Annotated in this window: 16 protein-coding genes; 5 read left to right on the top strand and 11 right to left on the bottom strand. The window is 40.8% G+C overall.

Going from position 1 to position 23,924, the window contains the following annotated elements:
- Positions 1-13 precede the first annotated feature (13 nt).
- The 3 genes from B5D47_RS02080 to B5D47_RS02065 all read left to right on the top strand — a co-directional run bounded on the left by B5D47_RS02080 (position 14) and on the right by B5D47_RS02065 (position 5,305).
- The gene (locus B5D47_RS02080) at positions 14-1,858 is read left to right on the top strand and encodes a penicillin-binding protein (RefSeq protein WP_327192130.1); all 1,845 of its coding nucleotides are present in this window, start codon (positions 14-16) and stop codon (positions 1,856-1,858) included.
- Entirely contained in the window at positions 1,839-3,692 is a 1,854-nt protein-coding gene (locus tag B5D47_RS02075) for a motility associated factor glycosyltransferase family protein (RefSeq protein WP_078930172.1), read from the top strand. Before B5D47_RS02080 ends, B5D47_RS02075 begins: the two co-directional genes overlap by 20 nt.
- 362 nt (positions 3,693-4,054) lie before the next feature.
- Positions 4,055-5,305 (top strand): HD-GYP domain-containing protein, encoded by a 1,251-nt coding sequence (locus tag B5D47_RS02065; protein ID WP_078930170.1) that lies wholly within the window; start codon positions 4,055-4,057, stop codon positions 5,303-5,305.
- 29 nt (positions 5,306-5,334) lie between these two features.
- Here the strand turns inward: B5D47_RS02065 and B5D47_RS02060 are convergent, their stop codons facing one another.
- Positions 5,335-6,141 (bottom strand): aldo/keto reductase, encoded by an 807-nt coding sequence (locus B5D47_RS02060; protein ID WP_234969876.1) that lies wholly within the window; start codon positions 6,139-6,141, stop codon positions 5,335-5,337.
- Positions 6,142-6,171: 30 nt separating this feature from the next.
- Positions 6,172-7,665, bottom strand: a complete 1,494-nt coding sequence (locus B5D47_RS02055; protein WP_078930169.1) for a glycine--tRNA ligase — start codon at positions 7,663-7,665, stop codon at positions 6,172-6,174.
- 195 nt (positions 7,666-7,860) lie between these two features.
- Between B5D47_RS02055 and B5D47_RS02050 the strand changes: the two genes are divergently transcribed.
- Positions 7,861-9,228, top strand: a complete 1,368-nt coding sequence (locus B5D47_RS02050) for a hypothetical protein (RefSeq protein ID WP_078930168.1) — start codon at positions 7,861-7,863, stop codon at positions 9,226-9,228.
- 120 nt (positions 9,229-9,348) lie between these two features.
- On the opposite strand, the gene B5D47_RS02045 is transcribed toward B5D47_RS02050, so the two are convergent.
- The 3 genes from B5D47_RS02045 to B5D47_RS02035 are packed head-to-tail and all read right to left on the bottom strand — an operon-like array spanning position 9,349 to position 14,445.
- Positions 9,349-10,251, bottom strand: coding sequence for a TIGR02757 family protein (locus tag B5D47_RS02045; RefSeq protein WP_234969875.1), 903 nt, complete (start codon positions 10,249-10,251; stop codon positions 9,349-9,351).
- Positions 10,252-10,276: 25 nt separating this feature from the next.
- Positions 10,277-13,393, bottom strand: a complete 3,117-nt coding sequence (locus B5D47_RS02040; protein ID WP_078930167.1) for a FlgD immunoglobulin-like domain containing protein — start codon at positions 13,391-13,393, stop codon at positions 10,277-10,279.
- Positions 13,394-13,395: 2 nt separating this feature from the next.
- Entirely contained in the window at positions 13,396-14,445 is a 1,050-nt protein-coding gene (locus tag B5D47_RS02035; protein ID WP_078930166.1) for a PorV/PorQ family protein, read from the bottom strand.
- A 203-nt stretch (positions 14,446-14,648) separates the two neighbouring features.
- On the opposite strand from B5D47_RS02035, the gene B5D47_RS02030 reads away from it, so the two are divergent.
- Positions 14,649-15,362: an SAM-dependent methyltransferase gene (locus B5D47_RS02030; protein ID WP_078930436.1), complete on the top strand. Its 714-nt coding sequence runs from the start codon at positions 14,649-14,651 to the stop codon at positions 15,360-15,362.
- A gap of 114 nt (positions 15,363-15,476) precedes the next feature.
- Here B5D47_RS02030 and B5D47_RS02025 read toward each other — a convergent pair whose 3' ends face one another.
- From B5D47_RS02025 to B5D47_RS02000, 6 genes are all read right to left on the bottom strand, one after another.
- On the bottom strand, positions 15,477-16,226 hold the full coding sequence (locus tag B5D47_RS02025; RefSeq protein ID WP_078930165.1) for a Bax inhibitor-1/YccA family protein: 750 nt from the start codon (positions 16,224-16,226) through the stop codon (positions 15,477-15,479).
- Positions 16,227-16,308: 82 nt separating this feature from the next.
- Positions 16,309-19,107 (bottom strand): ankyrin repeat domain-containing protein, encoded by a 2,799-nt coding sequence (locus tag B5D47_RS02020; RefSeq protein WP_078930164.1) that lies wholly within the window; start codon positions 19,105-19,107, stop codon positions 16,309-16,311.
- A gap of 97 nt (positions 19,108-19,204) precedes the next feature.
- Complete coding sequence (locus B5D47_RS02015) at positions 19,205-19,522, bottom strand: Trp family transcriptional regulator (RefSeq protein WP_078930435.1); 318 nt, start codon at positions 19,520-19,522, stop codon at positions 19,205-19,207.
- A gap of 189 nt (positions 19,523-19,711) precedes the next feature.
- On the bottom strand, positions 19,712-20,677 hold the full coding sequence (locus B5D47_RS02010; RefSeq protein ID WP_078930163.1) for an ABC transporter ATP-binding protein: 966 nt from the start codon (positions 20,675-20,677) through the stop codon (positions 19,712-19,714).
- The gene (locus B5D47_RS02005) at positions 20,674-22,842 is read right to left on the bottom strand and encodes a dipeptide/oligopeptide/nickel ABC transporter permease/ATP-binding protein (RefSeq protein ID WP_078930162.1); all 2,169 of its coding nucleotides are present in this window, start codon (positions 22,840-22,842) and stop codon (positions 20,674-20,676) included. Before B5D47_RS02005 ends, B5D47_RS02010 begins: the two co-directional genes overlap by 4 nt.
- Positions 22,842-23,921: an ABC transporter permease gene (locus B5D47_RS02000; RefSeq protein ID WP_234969874.1), complete on the bottom strand. Its 1,080-nt coding sequence runs from the start codon at positions 23,919-23,921 to the stop codon at positions 22,842-22,844. The genes B5D47_RS02005 and B5D47_RS02000 overlap by 1 nt, the downstream gene beginning before the upstream one ends.
- Between the last annotated feature and the right edge of the window lie 3 nt (positions 23,922-23,924).

The raw sequence follows: 23,924 nt of genomic DNA, 5'->3' as shown, positions 1-23,924 counted from the left end.
CAAAAGGCGAGTTTTGATATTTTGCATCGTTTTAGCCCTGTTTACAGGTTATATTTTCTTCAAGTATGCGGTTCTTGCCTTAAAAAAAACACCGGAAACAAAAACTTATTCTCCGCTTGTGCAGAGAGGCTCAATCTTAGACAAAAACGGAAAACCTCTCGCTGTTCCGACAAATTTTTATCATGTCGGAGTAACGCCTTCTGCAATCAAAGACTTGGGAAATTTTGTAAAACTTTTTTCGCCAGTTCTAAAAATCGATGAGCACCAGCTGGCAAACACAATTTCTGCCAATGCAGATTCAAATTTTGTTTACCTCAAGAAAAAAATCGACCAAAACGATTATGAAATTTTAAAAGAAATTACAGACAAAAACGGACTTTTTTCGGCGGTCAGGTTTGACAGAGTTCCCGGAAGAATATATCCGGAAAAGGAACTTGCAAGCCAGGTAATCGGCTACATGGGAAGCGACGGAACCGGTCTTGCAGGAATTGAATACACAGAACAAAACCTGCTTTCGCCACCTGTAAATCCAGACGCCCCGATTGATGTTGAAGGAAAAAATATTTATCTGACGATTGATGCAAACCTCCAGTTCAAACTGGAAAAAATTGCGCAAAATGCGATTGAACGGACTCATGCGGCAAGTTTGATGATGGTTGCGGCAGAAGCAAAAACCGGAGAAATTATTTCTTACATTTCGCTTCCGTCTGCAGATTTAAATGAATATTCAAAGGCAACTCCAGCCCAAATGAAAGATTTGCCGGCAACCGAAAGTTATGAACCGGGTTCTGTTTTCAAGATTTTTTCAATTTCGGCTTTTTTTGACTCAGGCGCGATTTCTGAAAACGATACTTTTTACTGCGATGGCATTTACGAAAAAAAGACATCCAGCGGCGAAAGAATAAAAATCACCTGTCTTGACCACCACGGATGGATTACCGCCAGAGAAGCGCTCAAATTTTCGTGCAACGATGCTTTGGCGCAAATGTCCGAAAAAATTGAAAGCGAACAGTTTTTGTCCAGACTTAGAAGCTTTGGCTTTGGTTCAAAAACTGGAATAGAACTTCCCGGAGAAACAGCAGGAGCAGTCCGCAATACCAGCGACAGATTCTGGTCTGCCCGCTCAAAACCGACAATTGCAATCGGACAGGAGATTTCCGTAAGTGCGCTGCAAATGGTCGAAGCCGCAACTGCAATTGCAAATGGCGGAATTCCTGTTCAGCTTACTTTAATCAAAAAAATTACAAATCAGGCAGGAGTTGAAGAATACACCCACTCTCCAAATTTTAAACCGCAGATAATAAACGGGCAGACTTCAAGATACATTTTGAGCTGCATGCAAACTGTCGCACAGACAGGAACCGGCTCAAGAGCAAATTTGAGCGATATTTCAATCGGAGTAAAAACTGGAACTGCACAAATGGCCGATCCGGTAAACGGCGGATATTCAAAAACAGACTTTATCTCTAACTGTATTGCAATTTTTCCGACCGAAAATCCGGAAGTAATACTCTATATTGTAATTGAAAAGGCAAAAGGAGAGACTTACGCCGGACGAATTGTTGCTCCTGTTATCGGCGAAGCGGCAAGCGTAATAATCGACCATCTGGGAATGAGCCGCGGAGGAGCAGCAAGCCTTGCACATTCAGGACTTATAAAAATTCAAAACGATGCGGAAATTCAAATCGACAAAACTGTTCCAGATTTTAAGGGGCTTTCAAAAAGAAATCTCCTGCCATTGCTGAACCGTTCTGATTTAAAAATTAAAATCAACGGCGAAGGCTGGGTTACAGATCAGACGCCTGAACCTGGAGTTCCGCTCACACAGGACACCGAAATTGAACTCTTTTTGGAATAAAAACATTTCTCTTTTTAAGGCGCGTTTTTGTTTTCTAGCAGAACAACTTGAAAAAACTTTTCCTCTAAATGAACAAAAAGAACCTGATTTTGATTTTTGGCAAGTTGTTCTTTCAAAAAACGGAGAACTTACCGCCAAAGAAAACGGAATTTTTCTTCATTCGTCGTATGCGCCAAAAAAAGAAGCTTTTTTAGCCGTCAAAAATGCAAAAACAGAACAGACAGAATGCGCCGTTTTTTTTTCGATGGGACTTGGCTATGCCCCTTTAGAATGGGCAAAAAATTTTCCTGAAGACTCGATAATAATCGTAGAACCAAAACCCGAATATTTTTTTGCAGCCTTAAAATACACAGATTTTGAACCACTGTTTAAGCACAAAAAACTGATTGTTCTTTTGCAGGCAGAGCTCCACGATGTAATTACGCTGACAGAACATTCTGCGCCATTTTCGCACACGGCGCTCATAGAAAACAAGGCGCAGACACAACATTCAAAAGAATATTTTGAATCCCTTCATTCTCTTTTTAAGCGCAATCAGCAAAAAGAAAAAATAAACACTTCTACGCTCGAAAAATTTTCAAAACTCTGGCTAAGAAATTCCTGCTTTAACCTGCCGTTTTTGGCTGCTTTGGACGGAATAAACATTTACAAAAATGCCTGTCCGCCAGACCTGCCCTGTCTTTTGATTGCCGCAGGTCCTGGACTTTCAGAAATTCTGCCTTTTTTAAAAGAATTAAAAAAACGCTGTCTGACAGTTGCTGTCGACACTGCCTTGAGCGCCTGCCTAAAAGCAGGGTTCGAGCCCGATTTTATTGTCCTTACAGATCCGCAATACTACGCATACAGGCACATTGCAGGTCTAAAAAGCAAGTCCAGCGTTTTGATTACAGAATCCGCCGTCTGCCCGCCAGTTTACCGCTTTAACTGCCGAAAAACCGTCTTGTGCTCATCGCTTTTTCCGCTCGGCCAGTATTTTGAAAAAAAACTCGGTCAAAAAGGAAAACTTGGAAGCGGAGGCTCAGTTGCCACAACGGCCTGGGATTTTTGCAGGATAACCGGAGCAAAAGAAATTTATTGCGCAGGACTTGATTTGGGTTATCCAAAAAAAATTACACATATCAGAGGTTCTCTTTTTGAAGAAAAAGCGCATCTTTCAAGCACAAGGTTGAATTCTGCCGAAAAAATGCTTTCAACTTCAATTTTTGCGGCAAACCCTGTTTTAGGACAAGATTACGAAAAAAACACAATCGTTACGGATTCAAAAATGAAGATGTTTGCCTGGTGGTTTGAAAGCCAGGCTCAAAAATATCCGGAAACGGCCTCTTTTTCGCTCAGCAAAACTTCCCTTGAAATTCCAGGTTTTTACTGCGCAGATGTCCAGACCTTGCTCAAACAGGAGGAAAAAATTAGCCTCCGAAAACAGTTTTTTGAAGCCGAAAAAAAATCTCAAAGGCCGGACTGCGAACAGCAAAAGCTTTTGCAGAATTTTAACGCTGTATTTGAAGAACTCGAAACTGGCCTTGAAAACCTTTATTCGCTTGCAAAAAAAGCATTTTTTACCTGCGAAAAAACAATTTCCGACAAAAATCTTTCTGCAGAAAAAATTCAAAAGGCTCTAAAACTTCTTGAGCAAACTGATTTTGAATTGCGAAATTCTCAGTTTACACAAATTGCCTCGCTTGTTTTTCCGACTGAAGCAAAACTCAACGAAATTTTCAGTTCGCAAATTTTACCAACAGACAAATTTTCCGCAGTTTTTGCGCGTTCAAAGATTGTATACGAAGAATTGATGAAATCAGTGCGCCAATATCAACAATTTTTGCAAAAAAAATGATTTTCTTTCAAAAAACACTAAAGTCGGATTTACAAAAGAACGATAATTTAAATGTCTTTGGTTGAAACAACAGGACGTGAAAAACCTTTTTAGGCTTTTCAAACATCCAGACGCCCTGTAAAAATAAAAGACGCGCCGAATAACCGGCTTTCCATGTAAAAAAAGAGAAGAAAAAGTGAAAGTTTTCTTCTCTTTTTTTTGTTTTGTGGCAGGGATGGGAGTGGACGCGAAGCGTGTGCAAAGCACCGGAGGCGCGAAAGACGCCGCAGCCACGGACAGCCCGGTTTTTGTGAAGCGGAGCTGAACAAAAAGCCACCCATTAAAAACTTAATAATCTGCTGAATTCTGCCGATAATATCAATATGAATTCGTTTTTAGTTTCGACAATAAAAGACAACTCATTTTTTAACAGCGACCTTTTAATTGATAAAAATTTTCTGCTTTTAAACTCTTTGTGCCCGTTTACGGATTCGCTAAAAAAAACGATTCTTGAATGGGGATTTAAAACCGTTTATTCGGAAGGCTCTCAGGGAGTTGAACAAATTTCTGCTCCTGTAAAAACAGCTCCGGAAGATTTTAAAAACGTTTCTATTGACGATCTTGAACTGGACGATTCGGATAAAAAGCCGCAAATTGGCGAAAATGCAAAAAAAGCGATTAAAGACGCAAAACTAAGCCTTGCAAACAACGAAAAATCGAGGATGGACGTTGTTCAAACGGTTTATAACGAATACATGAATTATATAACCGCTGTCTATACGCGCTATGCAACCCACAAAACTTTAAATTACACAGAACTTTCAGAAACGGTCAAAGAACTGTGCATTTTTATAAAAGAAAACCGCCGTTATGTTCTGCGAATTACGCCTTCTCAAGATACAATTACAAAAAACTATCTTATAAGCCACAGCATGCGCTCGACCGTAATTGCAATCGTAATTGCGCTTCAACTTAGATTTTCTCTTTCAAAAATCGTAGATTTGGGAGTTTGTTGCATTCTGCACGAAATTGGTCAAATCCGCCTTCCGCCGCAGCTTTATATGACAGACAGACGGCTTTCTCCGTCTGAAAGACAAAAACTCGCGACACATGCGGTTTTGGGATTTAACATTGTAAAAGAAAACAATTTTCCAACTCAAATTCAACTTGGGATTTTAGAGCATCATGAGCGCGAAAACCGTTCAGGCTACCCTCGCCGCCTTGAAGGAAGCCAGATTGACATTTTTGCAAAGATTATCGGTGTAGCATGCAGTTTTGAAGCAATTACCGCTCCAAGACATTTTAGACAGGCCCGCTCTTCTTACGCCGCCATGGTCGAAATTCTTAAAAATGAAGGAAAACAGTTTGACGACACTGTAATCAAGGCGCTTCTCTACTCTCTTTCGCTTTTTCCAATTGGAGCGTGGGTTTATCTTGTCAACGGAAAAATTGCCCAGGTTACGGACGCAAGTCCAGATTCTCCAGGAAACCCGATTGTTTCCCTTCTTGGCGAAAAGGATTCCTTTGGAAATCCAGTTACGATTCAAACTGACAACGACAAAAACAAAATTGTCCGGGTTTTAAACAAACAGGAAACTCAGGATATACTCAAAACGATGAATATTCAAAAATAAAGAAGAATTTAGAACAGAAAAAATTTGAACTAATTAAAAAAGAATCTTGCTTTTTCGAGTTCCTGCTCAAATTTTTCATCAATTACAGGCGGATTTTCTGTAAAATATAGAATCTGTTGCAGTTCTTCCTGACTGTGGGCGCCCCAAACTGGAACTGCGGAATCAAACTGGCTAAAAAATCCCAGCGCAAGAGGAATGTTTTGGACAACGCCTCCACACAACGGCTGCATTGCAATAAAACCGATGTCTTTTTCGCGGCAGTCGAGAACGAGTTCCTGAACTTCGAGAGGACACAAAAGGTTAAAAGGATATTGCAAAGTTTCCCAGGGACCGTCGTCATTCAATAAATTGCGCGCCATGTCAAAATTTTCTGTGCAAATTCCAATATGGTGAATTAGGCCTTGCTTTTTAAGGTTCAAAAGTTTTTCGACGATTTTATCTTTTCCTCCAAGCTTTGGCAAAAAAGAAGGATTATCCAATTGATAAAGGTCGATATAATCTGTTTTTAAGGCGGCAAGACTCAATTCAATATCGCGGGAAAGTTCATCGCAATCAGTGGCTCTTGTTTTTGTCGCCATAAAAATATCTTTTCTGATTGCACCATGAAGGGCGCTTCCGAGGCATTTTTCGCTTTCTTCGCTTGTCCGCGACGTGTCAAAAAAATTGATTCCACCTTCATAAGCGCTGCTTATAATTTGAGAAGCCTGCTCATCGTCAGAAACATTTGCTAAAGCCATTGCTCCCAATGCAGTTCGGCTTACGAGAAGATTAGATTTTCCTAGGGCTACATAATCCATAAAAACAGAAAGAAAGGCTGTCAGAAAAACATAATTCAAAAAAAATATTTTTCCAGCAACCTATTTTTTTTAATCTCTTACAACAGGCTTGTAATTTTTAATTGCGTTAAAAAGGAAGGCGTGCAGGTCAGAGAGTTTTACTCTTTCCTGTTCCATTGAGTCGCGGAAGCGGACAGTAACGGTGTCAAAAAGTTCATTTGCAGAACCGTCTTCTTTCTTTTCGGTAATTGTGTCGTAATCAACTGTTACACAGAATGGAGTTCCAACTTCGTCCTGTCTGCGATAGCGTTTTCCGACTGTACCAGAAGTATCGAAATCTGTAACAAAATCTTCTTTTAAGAGATGCTGAATTTCCTTTGCTTTTTCTGAAAGTCCGTCTTTTTTCATAAGTGGAAGGACAGCGACTGTGACAGGAGCAAGGCGAGGATCGAGGTGAAGAACTGTGCGGTAATCTTCTTTTCCGTCTTTTCCGACATTTTCTTCTTCGTAAGCTTCGCACAAGAACATGAGGAAGTTGCGGTTAAGTCCGGCAGATGTTTCGATTACATAAGGAACATATTTTTTGTTTCCGTCTTCCTGATCGATGTAAGACATATCTTTTTTAGAGAATGTCTGGTGCTGAGAAAGGTCAAAGTCTGTTCTTGAGTGAACGCCTTCAACTTCTTCAAAGCCGATTGGGAATTTGTAAGTAACGTCGTAAGCATCTTTTGCGTAATGTGCAAGTTTGTCGTGGTGATGCCATTTCAAGTGATTTTCTGCAATACCGTATTTAAGGTAGAATGCCCAGCGCTCTTTTCTCCAGCGTTCAAAAGTTTCGTCTTCTGTTCCAGGCTTACAGAAATATTCCATTTCCATCTGCTCAAATTCGCAGGTACGGAAGATAAAGTTTTTAAAGATGATTTCGTTGCGGAAAGATTTACCAACCTGTGCAACGCCAAAAGGAATTTTCATGCGGTTTGACTGCACAATGTTCTTAAAATCAGTAAAAATTCCCTGACAAGTTTCTGGACGAAGGTAAATCAAATGACTTTCATCGGCAATCGGTCCCTGATATGTTTTGAACATGAGGTTGAATTCGCGGACAGCCGTGTATTTTTTGTTTTTTGAATGGCAGGCAGGACAGTCGATGTTTGCATCGATGTAAGCCTTCATTTCTTCGTGAGTCATTGTATCAACCGGTTTTCCAGGGTCTTTGTCTGGATTAGTGGCAACAAAATCTTCAATCAATTTATCTGCACGGTGACGGGCCTGACATTCAAGACAGTCAACCATTGGGTCTAAAAAATGATCTACGTGGCCAGAAGCCTTCCATGTTGTGTGATGCTGGAAAATTGCAGAATCAAGACCAACTACATCGTCGTGAAGCTGAGTCATTTCTTTCCACCACGCATTCTGAATATTGCGTTTAAAATCTACACCCAAAGGACCGTAATCCCAAGCACCAGCCTGACCGCCGTAAATTTCCGAAGCCTGATAAACAAAACCGCGTCTTTTGCAGAGCGAAATGATTTTGTCGAGCGTACATGCATGCGGATCAACCGCAGTCTTTTCTTCTTTTGCCATAATATCTCCTAATCCGTCACTGGCTTCCGACAGTTACTAAAAATATAATGAAAAAGATTATATCACAAAATATTATAAGTGAAAACATACATAGAACAGACACAAAAACTCCAAAAGTATTATAATTTTAAAATACGATAAAATAGCAGCAAGAGTAAAATGCTATTTTTTAATTTAATTCCGGAGGAAAAGCAAATGAAGAAAATTTTAACAGTTTTATCTGCCGTAATTTTTGGAACAGCTGTTGCAAGCGCACAGGTTTTAAGTTCACAGCAGATGAAAAACACGGCCTGGATTGGTTTTGGAGCACCAATCGACGGCAGCGCGACATTTTACGGTTTTACAGATACTTTCCAGGCAAGATTTGACCGCGGAAATTTTACCATTGAAGGCATGCTCAACTGGAGTTTTCTTGCAAATTACGACAACGAAGGCGATGTAGATAATTTTGTTTTTGGAACTTCAAACGGCAACCCTCTTTCGCTCAAATACGGCACAAGAGGAAGCTCTTCATATCATGCAGGTGACAAAACTTTGTCAACAGATGCTTATGCGGTTGGAACAGCTACTGGCACAATTCTGAATAATCAGGCAAATGTTTCAAATACAATTCAGGATTCTTACTATGTAAATTTTATCTGGCATCCTAAAAAGAATTTTGATATAGGCGTTGGAACAAAACTCAACTGGCAGGTAGGTCCGGCTCCTCGTTACGGAAACTGGCTTTGGGAATCAGACGCTCACGTCCGCCAGGGCGGTTTTTCAACATCTTACGATGACAGATCAGGCAGCGCATTCCAGACTTCTTCTGAAGCTACCGGTTCTTATAAATTCAATGTTGACAAACCAGGTTCTGCCGATGTTGTAGGATTCATTCCTTATGCAAACAAATACGCCAAACGTGCTCTCGGCGTGCGATACAATTACAATTCAAAAGACTTGAAATTTCAGATCGGAGCCGCAATTCCAAACGGATTCAACACAGACGATCCTGCTGTAAACCTTGGTATTCAAGTCGCACCAGTAAACTGGCTCAGCATTGCCGCTACACTCGAAGGAGCATTTGAAGAAAAGGCGAATTTCTATTCGGGCGCTACAATCGGAGCAAAAAACTTTATTCTTGACCTTTACATTGCGGCAGATTCCCTGTTTTCTGACGCAGACGATGACGAAGCCTACGGTTTAGGAGCTGCAATCAACTTTATAATTCCAAACACAAAAATCAACCTCCGCCCGGAAATCGGCTTTAACTTCTTTGAAAACAGCCATTACGATTTTGCCTGGTACACAGGAGCAGAACTTTCTTTTGCAATTAACAACAAAACAGGATTCAATTTGTGGGGCTCTTGGGCACAGGGTTCAAAAGACGACCGCTGGGCTGATTACAAAGTTTCAAAAGACTGGAACGGCGGCCATGTTTTAAATCTCCGCCCGGAACTTACATACGATTTTTCAAAAAATACAACGTTTGCAGTTTATGCCGACTTTGAACAGAGAACTGCATTTGACGGCGAAAACCGCAAGTGCTGGTCAAGCGGTGTATTTATGACATACATTTTCTAAAAAATGTTTTTAATACTGCCATTTCGGATTTGAGCTAAAAAAAACGTCCTGTAAGACGTCCTCAAATTCGGAGTACAAGTTTTAAGAAAGTGCCTGTGCTTTTTTGCACAGGCATTTTTTTTAATTGTCAACGCCAAGACCAAAAAGTGCAAAATCTCCGCGTGCAGGATCTCCCGGAAAATACTCACTCATTTTTTTGGACAGCGCAACCGCGGTTTTTAAGTTTGCAGAAGGAATTTTTCCAGAAGAAGTTTTTTCGATAAGTGAAAATTTTACGGCTTCCTGCATTACGTGAGTGTCCAATGGAATTAAAAGCCTGTTTTTGTCGTACCATTTCCACAAACCTAAATCAACAGGCGAGTTTTCGCGAACCATCCACCTTAAAAACATATTCAATTTTTTTGCGGCTCCATTTTTTGAACGGCAAATCAAGGCACATTCACCGCAAAAACTTTCTGCAATAACAGAATGAAGAAAAATCTCTTCTTTGTTTTGAATATTTTTTATTAAATTTTCCCATTTTTCCTTAAAAAAATCGCCCAAAGTTTCCTTTTGACTTAAAAAAATCTGTAAATTCCTAAAAAAATTCTTCATATCCAAAAAAGTGTACATTCTGTAAAACGACTTTTTGCTTTCATCAAAAATTTTTTCATATTCTCCGTCCAAAACCCATTGAGCCGGAGATTTTTTTGATTCTTTTATCTTGTCGAGAATAATTTGAATGTGAGAAAGAATCTGATCCCGCCTTCCAAACGCCAGATTTGCCGACAAAAAAGCGACAACTTCCGCATCTCTTACACTTCCACCGTTTTGAGGCAAAAATTTATGCATAAATTGAGATGGATCTTTTTGCAAAAATTCAGGAGTTTCATATTTATCAGCAAGTAAAATGATTTTTTCTTTTAAGGACAGGCACATTTTGTAATTTTTTCCAGAAAAAAAGCGGACTGTCAAACAAGTTTTATTTTTAACAGCGATTGGCTTTTTTTTACCAAAATCGCTGCAAGTCTTAGTTTTTAACAAGTCCGCTTTTGTATAAGTTTAAATTTTATTTGTTAAGAATGAATTCAACACGGCGGTTTTTCCACCAGTTGTCTTTGTCGCTTCTTGCAACAACTGGCTGACTTCCACCGCGGCCGACAGCTGTAAGACGGGCAGAATCCACTCCGTTTTTCTTGAGCTGTTCTTTTACAAACTCTGCACGTTCCTGAGAAAGAGGCTTAAGGGCTTTTCCGTACTGTACAGTATCCTGAGTTTCTTCTGCTTCAGTTCCAGAAACGTTGTTTGCATGACCTTCGATTGTTACAGTGTAATTTTTGAATTTGTTCAAAATTTCTGCAATTCTCTTAAGAACGCGTTCGTTGTTTGTCTTTTGAGCAAGTGTAATTCCGCCTTTTAGCTCATCTTCGGTCTTAAAGTCTGCTGCGTCTGAACGGAAGATGATTGATGGAACTGCCATCTTGAGAACATCGCCAACACGGATTACAAGAACGTCTACGCTGATTTTTCCTTCTACAGTACTTGTCATGCCAAGAGTGTCGGTTGCTGTAAATACATAAGGATAATCCATTGCAGACTGAACAAGTTCACCGTTGTTTCCGCGTCCGTCCCATACAAGCCGTTCTGTAATCGTTGATTTTCCGTTTACAGACCAGAATATTTTTCCGTTTTCTGGATCTTTTACGACAAATGACCAGTTCTTTAATGGAACAGTGCTGTTTCCTTTAAGCTGAATGTAAAGGTCATCGTCTTCGCCGTCATTGTCTGGAGAGAAGTAGCGAGGCGCTGTTTTTACAGAAAGTTGAGGAGGAGTTACAGTACAGATAAATGCAGATGAAACGGCATTTACAATATTTCCCTTTTCGTAAGAAATTGAAAGGTTTCCGGTAAATACGCCTTCGACAACTTTTCCGTCAGCATCGGTTCCGTCCCAATTTATTACGGCTGGCAAATCTTTTGACTGCTCGTTTGTCCACTGTCTTACAACCTTGCCTTCTGCGCTTGTAATTGCAAATTTCCATTCAGAAATTCCATCGGCAACACTCGTTCTTACAGTAAATTTCTGAATATCGGCAATTCCATCTCCGTTTGGAGCAAAGTATTCAAGATCAGCAGTCACATAAGCCTTTGTTTCGCGCTTGTCAACTTTAAGACCGGCAATTTCTGCATCGGCACGGTTTTCTGCGGAATCAACCGAAGCAAATACAATCTTGTAAAGACCGTCCACAACCTTGTTTCCGCTGTCGTCCGTTCCATCCCATTCGAAATTCGGAACCTTGCCCTTCCATTCGTAAGATTTTACAACAGTGGCCTTTGAATCAACAATTTTTGCAGTCCATTTTTCTTCGTAAGATGAATTTACAGTCACAGGAACAACATCCCTGTTTCCGTCTCCGTCTGGGGAGAATACTGTATAAGGAACAGAAATTTCGATTGAAGGCGCAATGCTGTCAATTGTAAACGGCTGGCTTGAAGCAGAAGCCTCGGAACCGTTTTTAGATTTTACAGAAAGTTTTGCAGAATAACTTCCGTCTGCACAGCGGCTTCCGTTCGAGGCAAGACCGTTCCATTTTATTTCTGAAGGAAGAGATTTTTGTGCATTCTGAGCCCAAACCAGCTCTCCGTTTTCGCCATGGATTTCAAGAGAATAATGCTCTACTTCGCCGCTCTTTACTACCGGAACAAATTTTACGCTTGCCGAAGCCGGATTGAATGCGGCAGGACTTACAGTAAGAATAAGTTCGGTTTTGCTTGTATCAAGCGCAAAGTGAGGAGATTCGATTTTTGTTGAATTTCCTGCGGCATCGTTTGCAGTCAAAACGTATTTATAATTTCCGTCTTTTGAAAGAATATTTTTTGAATCAAGTCCGTCCCAGTTTAATTTTTCCGGCAAATATGAACCAAATTCAAACTTCTTTACGACATTTCCCTCTAAATCAAAAATTGTTCCTGTCCAGTCCGAAACCGGCGAAAGCGAATTGCTTACTGTCGCCTGTGCAATTTCGAGCAAATCAAGATTGCCATCTCCGTCTGGAGAGAAAGTTGAATTTTTTATTGTTACAGTCGCAGTTGGAGCGGTGTTGTCGAGAGTGAATACAGGAGACTTTAAAGGATCAGGTTCAAAACCGTTGAGATATTTCGCCGTAACCTTCGCATAGTAAGTTCCTTCTGGAGCAACCTGTTCAGAGTCAGTTTTTCCGTCAAATTCAATATTTTCCGGAGGATTGTCAGTTCCCGAATAAGTGCGGATCGCGTTTCCGTTCTTGTCTTCGATTGCAACCTTCCACTCAACAAGTTTGTTTCCAGTTTTTGCCTGATTTGGAGCAGGAATTTTTACATTGAATAAAACAGCATCGTTTACGCCATCGCCATTTGGAGAAAAATATCTGTTTCCGCTGAGAGTAATGTTTACAGCAGGTTTTTCTGCGGAATAAATGATATTTGAAATCATAGCCGGCGCAGAAACGTTTCCTGCACGGTCTGTTGCAGTAATTCTATAAGAATAGACGCCGTCTTTTACAAAAACACCGTTGCCGTCAGTTCCGGCCCAATCAAATTTCAACGGTTCGCTTTCTGTCCATTTAAACACGCGTACAGGAACTCCGACAGAATCGTAAAAAGTTCCAGTCCACAAATCTTCAAGTGAACCAGACTGTTTTATTGTAAGAACAGATTTTGCTCCTTCACCAAAGATTTTTGCATCCTGGCTTGGCTGGACAAGGTCAATTTCTGGAGCTGTATTGTCAACGATTACGACAAATTCTCTTGTAGAAGCAGTGTTTTGGTTGTCGTCTGTTGCGCTGAAAGAATAGTAATATGTTCCGTCTGGAGCGGTTTCGCCGTTGTCCATGACGCCGTTCCAAACTACAGTTTCTGGAATTGTCACACCAGTTTTTGGAGCAACAAGCTGCTTAAAAAACTTTTTGAGTCCGAGTTTTTCAGGACGTTTTTCTTTATTGCCGATTGTGCGGACAACTTCGCCCTTTTCGTTTTTTACGGTAAAACTCCATTCGGTCACGTAGCGTTTTTCTTTTATCTGAAGAGGAACTTCAAGAACGTCCTGAACGCCATCGTTGTTTGGAGAAATATAAACCGGGCCTTTTTCTGCAAAAACCGATGCTGAAAAAGCAAGTGCCAATGCTGCAAAAAAATATTTTTTATTCATAACTATTTTTCTCCCCAAAGGATAATTTCTGGAGCCTGGGTGTCTTTAAGTCCAAGGTTGATTTTTGCTCCGGCGCTGACTGCATTCACGTTTTTGTAAAGCTGCTTCCAGGCACCGCTTACAGTCATTTCGCTCTGTTCCCAGCCTTTTTTTGCCAAAAGAGAACCGTTCTTGGAATTAAATTTGAACTGGAAACTTACTCCGACAGAAGGCAATATATTTTTTGAACCCTCAGAAAATTCCCTGGCGTCGTATTCCCACGAAGAACTTACTTTTATTACGTCAGCAAAAAGCAACTGGAGTCCTGCATCGCACACAAAATTCTGGAACGAAGGAAAAGAAAAATCAAGGCTTGCTCCAGCCTTAAAATTGTTTTGCTCAAAGAAGGTTGCGGCCGCTCCTATTTTTGGAGTTGCAATTCCCGGCCATTCAGACGCTTCGCTGCCTGTAATTCCAAGAACAGTCGTATTTCCAAGCTGTTTTCCAATATTTAGCAGGACTGCGCCAAAACGAATGTCTTTAAAAAATCCAGCTTCGCCGAAGTCATAAAAAGCGCCCAAATTTACGCCGCCACGCCAGTCAGAATTATGACCATAAAAAACTCCGAGCTCGGCGCTCACTCCAACAGAAAGTTTGTCAGTCACATCTTTTGCTACATTTGCCGTAAAGTTAAAAGAATTTCCCAAGTGCATGTCATAAAACGGCACAAAAACGCCCTGAACTAAAAATGAAGAAACGCACCATCTCGAAGGAAGAAGAATACCGCCTTCAAAAGCTCCGCCGACAGATTTATCAGATTCGTCCTTGCTGTCAAAAAGCATTGTGCCTGAAAGATTTAAAACAGCACGCTGTTCAAAAGCCGTAAGAGCAGGATTATTTACGACAGAATCCGGAGAAACCGAATACAAAGCTCCGCCAGCAGCAGAAGCTCCCTCACTCAAAAGTTCCGGAGAAGAAATGCGAAGAAGATTTTGTCCGCCTGCCGGAGGATTATACGCATACAAGGCTGCACCAGCACATAAAACGGCTGATGCGATAATTTTTTTTAACATACATAAACTCCTGTATTTTTACCTGAAAATAAAAACTGAATCAGATAAAACAGTTTCCTTATATTATAATATTTTCTATTGAAAAATTCTCGATATTATCAATTGTAGAACAAAAAAAATATAAAGAGGTTTCTTCTGTAAATCATTTTTACTACAAATCTCTAAAATTGCAATTTTTTTCGGCAAATTTTATAATGTTTTTTATGAAACCAGCCCTTTATTTAATTCCGAACAAACTTGGCGAAAACACAGAAATTGAAAGCGTTATTCCGTCAAAAAATATCGAAACAGTAAAAAATATACGGCATTTTATTGTAGAAAGCAGGAAGTGCGCAGTTAGATTTTTGATTGAACTTGATAAGAATTTTCCGATAGATGAATGTACTTTTACTGAACTAAGCGAGCACACAGACGAAAAAAAAGATTTAAGCAAGATTTTAAGTTTTCTTGAAAAAGGCGAACCGATGGGAGTTTTGAGCGACGCCGGCTGCCCTGCCGTAGGAGATCCCGGAAGCAGAGCTGTTGAGATTGCCCATAAAAAAAATCTTGAAGTAATTCCGCTGACAGGTCCAAATTCAATGATTATGGCAATTATGGCGAGCGGTTTTAACGGACAGAATTTTGCTTTTAACGGTTATCTTCCTGTCAAAAACGGCGAACGCGAGTCAAAGCTTAAACAGCTCGAAAACAGAATGTACAAAGAAGACCAGACCCAGCTTTTTATCGAAACTCCCTACAGAAACGAAAAAATGTTTGAGGCAATTTTGAGAATCTGCCGCCCAGAAACAAAACTTTGCGTTGCGGCTGGAATTACAACAGAAAAACAGTTTATAAAGACAAAAACAATTGCCCAGTGGAAAAAAACTCAAAAACCTGAACTTTCAAAGATTCCTGCTATTTTTTTGATTTACAAATAAGGCTTAAAAATGCGTTAGCGGCGGGAAGGGCGTGCAAGGCACGTTGCAAAACGAAGTGGAGCAATAGAACCCTGGACAGAGCGGCCTGCGAACGCAGGCAACGCCCTATTTTTTCTAATCTTTTCTTTTTCCGAAAAGTTTTAACAGTGCAAGCAAAATATTTATAAAGTCGAGGTAAAGTTCAAGCGCACCGAGGATTGCAACTTTTTTGTAATCGTCCGTGTTTTTTGAATTTTCGGCTGTTTTTAAGATTTTCTGGCTGTCGTAAGCGGTGAGCCCCGTAAAAACAAGAACTGTTGCAATGCTTACAAGCAAATCCAGCATAGCAAGCGGCGCTCCTGTAAAAAATTCCAAGATAAAATGCAGAAGAGTCGCAAGAAGGATTCCCAAAAGTCCCATAACGCAGTAACGGCCGAGCTTTGTAAGGTCGGATTTTGTTTTTGAACCGTAGATGCACATTACGACAAAGGTAGCCGATGTTGCGAGAAAGGCGTTTGCAATCGAAGCAATCTGGTAAACTGCAAAAATGCTGGAAAGCGAAATTCCGTTTATAACAGAATAAAGTATAAAAGAAAATCTTGCCGTAAAAACGCTCATTGTGCGGATTTTTGCTGTTAAAAAAATTACGACTGCGATTTCGAGGAAGCACAAAAGCATAAATCCCATTCCACGTCCTGCAAAAAGCATTTTGCCAAGATATGAAAGCTGCATGTGTCCGTCCAATGTCTGGGTAAAAAGGTTTGCGGCCGTAAAATATGCGACAACTGCGCTCAAAAAAAGCGCAAATGCCATCCAGCCGTAGCAACGGCTTAAAAACTGTGATTTTTCCGCAACTGTCAAGCGGAGCGATTTTGTCTGTGTCATAAGCAAAAAACCTCGAAAATCAGATTTTAAAGCATCTCCAAAAGCCCAAAATGAACTTCTGGAGTTTTTGCTTTAAGATTCTTTATTTTAGCAATTCTGCAATTGCAGGTCTATTCCAGCGGGCAGCCATTTTTGAAGGAGTTTCGCCACTGAGATTTTTTGCAGCCCGGTCAAGTCCAAGCTCAAGAAGATGCCGAACCTGAACGTCGTTTGCAAGTCTGGCCGCATAGTGCAGGATTGAGTCGCCGGCGGTGTCGGTTTTGCGCGCATTGTACTTACAGATTGCATCAAGGATTTCGACATTTCCGTTTTTAAATGCGTTTGTAAGGGCGTTGTCGCCAGTTATTGTTGCCGCAAACGGGTCTGCTCCGCGTTCAATCAAAGTAAGGGCAAGGCTTTTTTGACCGTTAGTAATCGCCATATTGAGCGGAGTTACGCCTTTTCCGTTGCGCTGGCTTACCGGATAGCCCATTTTTATAAGTGTATCGAGTTTTTGTGCAGAAACTTTCTTTTCTACGGCAATGTGAATCGGAGTATTTCCGTCAGAATCGACAATGTTGCGGTTTGTGCCGAGCACAGCCCTCAGAACGGTTTCATCATAATTCAAAACCAAGCTGAACGGACTGTCGCCGTAAGTGTCGCGGCTGAGAGGGTTTCCGCCTGCAGAGCGAATCAAATCTATGATTTTTATATTTCCGCCTAAGGCCGCTTCATGGAACGAATTGCGTCCGTTCATTTCCTGAATAAGCGGATTTGCTCCTTTTTCGAGCAATAAGTTTACCATTTCTTCGTTTCCGCTCTGGATTGCGTCTACAAGAACAGAACGGCCAGTCACATCAGTAGAATTTACGTTTGCTCCGTTTTGTATAAGAAGAACTGCCATCTGCTTCTTGTCCGAACGGCAGCAGTCGCTCAAGGCTGTTTTTCCAGAAAGGTTTTGAGAGTTTACATCGAATCCAAGAGAAATTACTGACTGCGCAGCCTGAAGACTGTTCCATTTTACAGCATAGTGCAACGGAGTGTTTCCAAGATGATCGCGTGTAAGGTTTGAACGGGTGTCCGTAATAATTCCGTTTTCGACAAGAATATTTATTGTCGAAGGTGAATCAGCCTTTACGGCTGCAAAGAGGGCGGATTCTCCATTTGCATTTACAGCATTCACATTTGCGCCTTTTTGAATAAGGGCAGAAACAGCTTCGTCGAGCTTCCACTCGCATGCATAATGAAGAGGAGAATTGCCAGAACCGTCAGAAGCGTTCAATGTCTGGCTGGTAATAAGCCAGTCCTGCACTTCTCCACCCTGAGTAAGGGCAATGCGAAGCGGAGAATTGTTTTCTGTGTTTGAAGCAAAAATATCGGCATTTTTTGAAAGCAAAAGGTCGCCGACATCTTTTTTATTTTTGCGGACAGCAAGGAAAAGAACAGAATCTCCGTCTTTATTACGCGCGTTTACATCCGCTCCAGTTTCCACGAGAAATTTTATGTAGTCGAACGGACTGTCTTTTATAAGCGCAATGTGCAGAGGAGTATTTCCGGCACTGTCCTTAGAAAGCACGTTCTGAGGAGTAATCAAAGTTTTGAGCATATCAATCGAAGGACTTTCGAGCGCAAGTGTAAGAGGTGTGTTTCCTTCCATATCTTCTGCATTTATGTCGGCACCTGCGCGGGCATAAAAAATCACGTGTTCAGTATTGTTTTTTTCGATTGCAAGGCTGAGCGGAGTTACACCTTTTTTGTTTCTTTCGTTTACAGGCGCGCCGTGGTTTATAAGGACAGAAAGCACATCTGTCTTTACAGCAGCCATTGTGCAGACATGAAGAACAGTATCGCCATACATATCTTTTTGAGTAACATCGGCACTCGCAGCCAAAAGCACATTGTACATTTCAAGCTGTTTTTCCGCAGGAATTATAAGCAGGAAAGGCGATTTTCCGACAGCATCGATGGCATCAACCTTCGCACCGGCATCGAGCAAAATCTTTGCAATTTCTACGCGTCCATAACGAACAGCTTCGTGCAATGGAGTTGAACCTGCAATATCCTGAGCCTGCAAAATATCCGAAATCCGGACAGGAGTTTTTTCGTTGAGAAAGTAATTTACAATTCCCGTATGACCAAGAATTGTCGCAAGATGAAGAGGAGTCTGTCCGTCGGCAAAACGCAGCATCGTGTTGTGAGTACGCACAGAATCTTCAAAATAAGCAAAGTCTCCTCGCTCACAATCGCATCCAGCCTGCAAAAGCGCAGCTGCAATTCTGACAGGAACAGTTTCGTCTGCACGCTTATAGCACAGAGAAAGCGGAGTATCGCCTTCGTTGTTTTTTACAGAAAGCGGAAGCTGCTTTTTAATACAAAAGTCGATTGCCTTTTCGTCGTCCGTCCGCACAAAATAATGGACAATCGAATCTCCATTTATAGCGCGAATCTGCCCGGTTTTTTCGGTAATCATTACTTCGTACCAAAGTTCATTTTTTGCGAGCGCAAGCTGGAGTGCAGAATTTTCAGCGGCATCCTTTGCAAAAATATTGGCTCCCATCTGAATTAAAATTTTTGCAGATTCAATATTGTCATTTTTTACCGCAACCAAAAGCGGAGTATCGCCGTCCGCATTTTCAATTTCCGTGTCGGCATTTTTAAAGGCAAAAAAAGCAATCAAATCAGCTTCGTTAATCCGTGCGCAGACATGAAGCGCAGTGTCGCCGTTTTTATCCTGAGCGTTGATGTCGGTTTTTGTAATAAAAAGCCCTTTTGCTTCTTCGTAACGCCCTTCTTTCAGCAATTTTTGAACAGACTCGTCTTTTTCAACTGCCGTCGAATTGCATGAGAAAAAAGCAAAGCTAAAAAACAAGGCAAAAAAACTAAATATTTTTAAATTTTTCATGCTGTCTCCCGTAATTTCCAAGTAAAAATTTCTTTGTTTAATTATCGGAAGAAAAAAATTGAAGTTAAGAGAAGTTGAATACTAAATCAGGAAAAACCTACAACTTTTTTGCAAGTTCCAGAAACCGCCTGAAAGCCGAATTCTGTTTTTTTAATTCCCGGGAACCACGCGTAATTTTGCACAGCGACATTCCAAATTTTCTGGCAATTTCGCGTTGTGTAGTGCCTTTGTCGATTTCCTTAACCAAAAGCCAGCGAGTCGCAAAATCCCTCATTTCTGCAGGAGTAAAAAGGCAGCCGAAAAAATCATAAATTGTCTGTGGATCATTGTTTTTTGCAATTAAATTACACATTTCGCGCAAACCGTCATCAAGCAGCGCTTTGCGTTCGTTTTCTGAAATTTCGTCCTGTTCCATAGAAACAATTATCTTACAAAAACGGCAAAAGGTCAAATTATCAAAATTTTGGAGCGCATTTTCGGTCAATCCGGCTCTGCACGGTTCCGCTTTCGCTGCATTTTTGCGGCAATTTCGCAAAGCTCAATCACCGCAAAAACTTACGCCGTTCCGATCCGGGCTAAGATTTTCCTTAAAGCAGAATTTTTTTTACAGACAAAAACACCGGACCTTGTGTCCGTCTTCCAAAACCGTCCATTCCGGCAAAGATTTTTGACATTTTTCTGTTTTTTTTGGGCAGCGGTGAGCAAAAGGACAGCATTCCAAAGCTTCCAGAGAACTTTTTACTTCGCCTTCATTTTTAAACGAAGTTTTTCCGCCTTCCGCTCCGGCAAACAAGAGTTTTGAATACGGATGCAATGCCGTTTTGTAAAAGTCTTCGGCATTTCCTTCTTCAACCAAAACACCGCGGTACATTACGCCGATTTTGTCGCAAAAATAACAGCTTACGCGCAAGTCATGGGCAATAAAAAGACAGCTTAAATTTCTTTTTGAGCGGATTTCCTGCAAAAGATTTAAAATCTGTCCCTGAATCGAAACATCAAGCGCAGAAACAACTTCGTCACAAATTAAAAGTTGCGGCTGCATCAAAAGTCCGCGCGCAATAGAAATTCTCTGTCTCTGTCCACCAGAAAATTCCGAAGGCCTGCGCTCAAGGTCAGATTTAACAAGACCAACTTCCTCTAAAATTTCTTCCGCCAGTTTTTTCAGTTCTTCTTTTTTTATTCCTTTTTTTTCGTGTTTTAAGCCGTCTGTCAAAATCGAAAAAACTGTCATCCTCGGGTTTAATGAACGCGCAGGATCCTGAAAAATATATTTTATCATTGAAGAATTCTTCTCATTTTCGTTTTTTCGATTTTCTGAACTTTTAAAAACTATTTTTCCGCTGTCCGCCTTGTACATTCCGACCAAAAGTTTTGCAACCGTAGACTTTCCGCAGCCGGACTCGCCGACAAGACCGTAAGTTTTTCCGCGTTCAATTTCAAAACTCACATTGTTAAGCGCATAAACAAACCTGTCTTTTCTGGCAAAAAAGCCTGATTCAAGCGAAAATTTTTTCGTCAGATTTTTTACTTCGAGAATATTGTCTTTTTTTTCTGAAAATTTTTCATTCATTCTGACTTTTCTCCATCGGACAAAACAACATAACACTCAGATTCCGTATTTTTACACTGTTCTTTTGCAAACGAACATCGTGGAGCAAACGGGCAGCCAGGCTCAGGCCTTGCAGGATCAGACACGCGTCCCGGAATTGACGAAAGTTTTTGTTCAGAATAATGCATTCCAAAATGCGGAGTCGAAGCAAGAAGAGCTTTTGTGTAAGAATGCCTTGGCGAATTAAAAACTGTCTGGCTTTCTCCCCTTTCCATGATTTTTCCGCCGTACATTACAATCATTCTATGGCTTAGCCGGGCAACAAGTTCAATATTGTGGCTTATAAAAATAATTGAAAGTCCGCGGTTTTTATTCAAGGTGCGCAAAAGTTCCTCGATTTGAGCCTGAATCGTAACGTCAAGAGCGGTTGTCGGTTCGTCCGCAATCAAAAGTTCGCAATTTTGAGCAAGCGCAAGCGCAATTCCTATTCGCTGAAGTTGTCCGCCGGAAAATTGATGCGGAAAATTTTTCAAGCGTTTTTTTGCATCTGTAATTCCAGTTTCTTCAAGAAGGGAACAGGCTTTTTCGTCAGATTCTTCTTTTGTAATTTTTGGATCAAGATTTTTTAGGGTTTCAAAAAAGACCGAGCCGATATTTTGAAGAGGATCAAAGGCCCGCGAACTTTCCTGAAAAATCATTCCGATTTTTTGTCCGCGGATAAACCTCATCTGGGAATTTTTCAAAGCCGCAAGGTCGATAAATCCGTCCGAAGCGCCGTCTGCTTTTTTGGGAGTTTTTTCAAAAATTTTGCGGCAAAGCTCTTCATCATTTCTGCAATTAAAATAAATATGTCCAAAAACACTGGCATTTAAAGGCAAAAGCCCCGTAATTGCGGTTGTAGAAACCGATTTTCCAGAACCAGATTCGCCTACAATTCCTAAGATTTCGCCTTTTTTTACGTCGAACGAAACTCCGCGCACAGACTGGACATTCACTTTTTGCTTTCCACGCTGAATTAAAAATTCAACCCGAAGATTTCGCACGCTGAGAAGATTTTTTTCATCGCCCTTAAAAACTTCATTTTTTTGTCCGTTTTCTTTCGATTTTTCTGAACGAATTTTTCTTCTTTTAAAAACAACACTGTACGGATCAAAATAATCCCGCAGCGCATCTCCAAAAAAATTGAATGCAAGTGTTACGCCCAAAAGCAAAAAAACAGGAATCAAAAGCCACGGAAAATTTTTAAGATTTGACAGGGTTGAAATTTCGCGGTTTATCATCGAGCCCCAGCTTACAGCAGGATCTGAAATTCCAAGCCCAAGATAAGAAAGAGTTGTTTCGCTCATAATAAAACCTGGAATCGAAAGAGTTGTGCTTACAATCAAAAGACTCGAAATTTGAGGAATTATGTACTTAAAAATAATTATTATCGAAGGAATTTTTTCAAGCTGGGCGTTCTGAACAAATTCTTCACGCTTTATAGAGTGAACCATTCCCCGAAGAGTGCGCGCACTGCCCGGCCAGCCGACAAGGCTCAAAATCAAAGTGATTATCATATAACTCTGACCAGAATCCATGCTTCCGTTTAAAAGTGAACGCAAAAACAAAATCAAATAAAGGCTCGGAATAAGCATAAAAAATTCCGAAAAGCGCATTACCGTCCAGTCGACAATTCCTCCAAAAAATCCTGCGAAACCTCCAAACACAATCGCCAGAAAAAGGCTTATTGCGCTCGCAACAAAACCGATTGTAAGAGATATCCGGCTTCCGTAAACAATCCGGCTGAACATGTCGCGCCCAAGATTATCTGCTCCGAACAAAAAAACAGGATAAGTTTCGCCGGTCAATTCATCTGCCTGAACTCCAAAAAGGTGGCGTTCTGTCGGGAAAATTCCCAAAAGACGGTATTTTTCGCCTTTTACAAAAAATTGAATTTTGTGATTTATTCCCTTTACTTTTGCGTACTGCCACGAAGATGGATTTAAAACGCGGAATTCGCGTGCGACAAGACCTTTTTTTGAAAATTCAACATTTGCAGGATGAAATGTTCCTTCTTCAAAACTCTTTGAAGGTGAATAAGGAGCGATAAATTCCGCAAAAATCATAAAAAGATACAAAATCAAAATAAAAATCACGGAAACAAGGGCGAGAGGGCGGACTTTTATGTAATCAAAAAGTTTTTTCATCATTCTTTTCCATAACGGATTCTAGGATCAACGACAGCAAGCAAAATGTCGCTTATTACCATTCCGACCAAAACAAGAGCCGAAATAAACATACTGTTTGCCAAAACCAAATTTACGTCCTGCTGCATGACCGCTTCGTACATAAGACGGCCGATTCCAGGATAAGAAAAAATAATTTCGAGAACGAGAGAACCAGAAAAAAGTCCGGCAAGAAGGTTTGCGCTTCCGGTTATGTAGGGATTGAGAGTATTTCTAAAAGCATGGGCAAGATAAACACGCCTCTCAGAAATTCCACGGGCGCGGATTGCCATAATGTAAGGAAGTCCCATCTGATCGAGCATTGTCGAGCGGATTGTGCGCATAGTTCCACCAACTCCGCCCAAAAACGAAGCCAGAAGCGGCAAAAAAATATGATGAACATAGCTAAAAACGAATTTTCCAGGAGCGTCGGAAAAAGGAAAGTCTGGATAGGCAGTTACTGGAAAGAGCGAAGTTGCCGACGCAAAAAGCTGAAACAAAATCAAAAGAAGAATTCCCGGAAAAGCGTGAAAAAAAAGCGCAAAAAAAGTCGCCGCAACGTCCGTTTTAGTTCCTGCCTTGCTCGAAAAATAAACTCCGAACAAAAACGAAAAAATCGTAATAAAGACGAGCGAAATCAAATTCAACATAATCGAATTTACAATTCTGCTTTTTATCAAAAAACTCACCGGAGCGCGGCTTATAAGGCTTACTCCAAGATCATGATTTACAATAACGCGTTTTAGCCATTTAAAATATTGAATCGTAAACGGCTGATCCAGCCCCATTTCCGAGCGCAAAATCGCCATCTGATCTTCGTTAAAAACTTTGTTGTTTGCGGTGCTTGCTCCGCCAGTTCCAGAAGTCTGGCTCATAATCTGCTGTTGCATCATCTGATCGACAATATCGCCTGGCGCAAGCGCCATTAACGCAAAAAGCGCCCAGCCAAGCAAAAAAAGAATTACAAGCATTGTAACCAGACGCGTTAAAATAAAAGAACCGAGCGGAAATTTTGCTTTTAAAGAACATGCAGCTTCAAAAAAAACTTTTAATTTTTTCACAAA

This window comes from Treponema berlinense (assembly GCF_900167025.1).
GTDB classification, from domain to species: Bacteria; Spirochaetota; Spirochaetia; order Treponematales; family Treponemataceae; genus Treponema_D; species Treponema_D berlinense.
The sequence above is the reverse complement of the archived record's forward strand: the minus strand, read 5'-3'. Positions and strand labels throughout refer to the sequence as shown.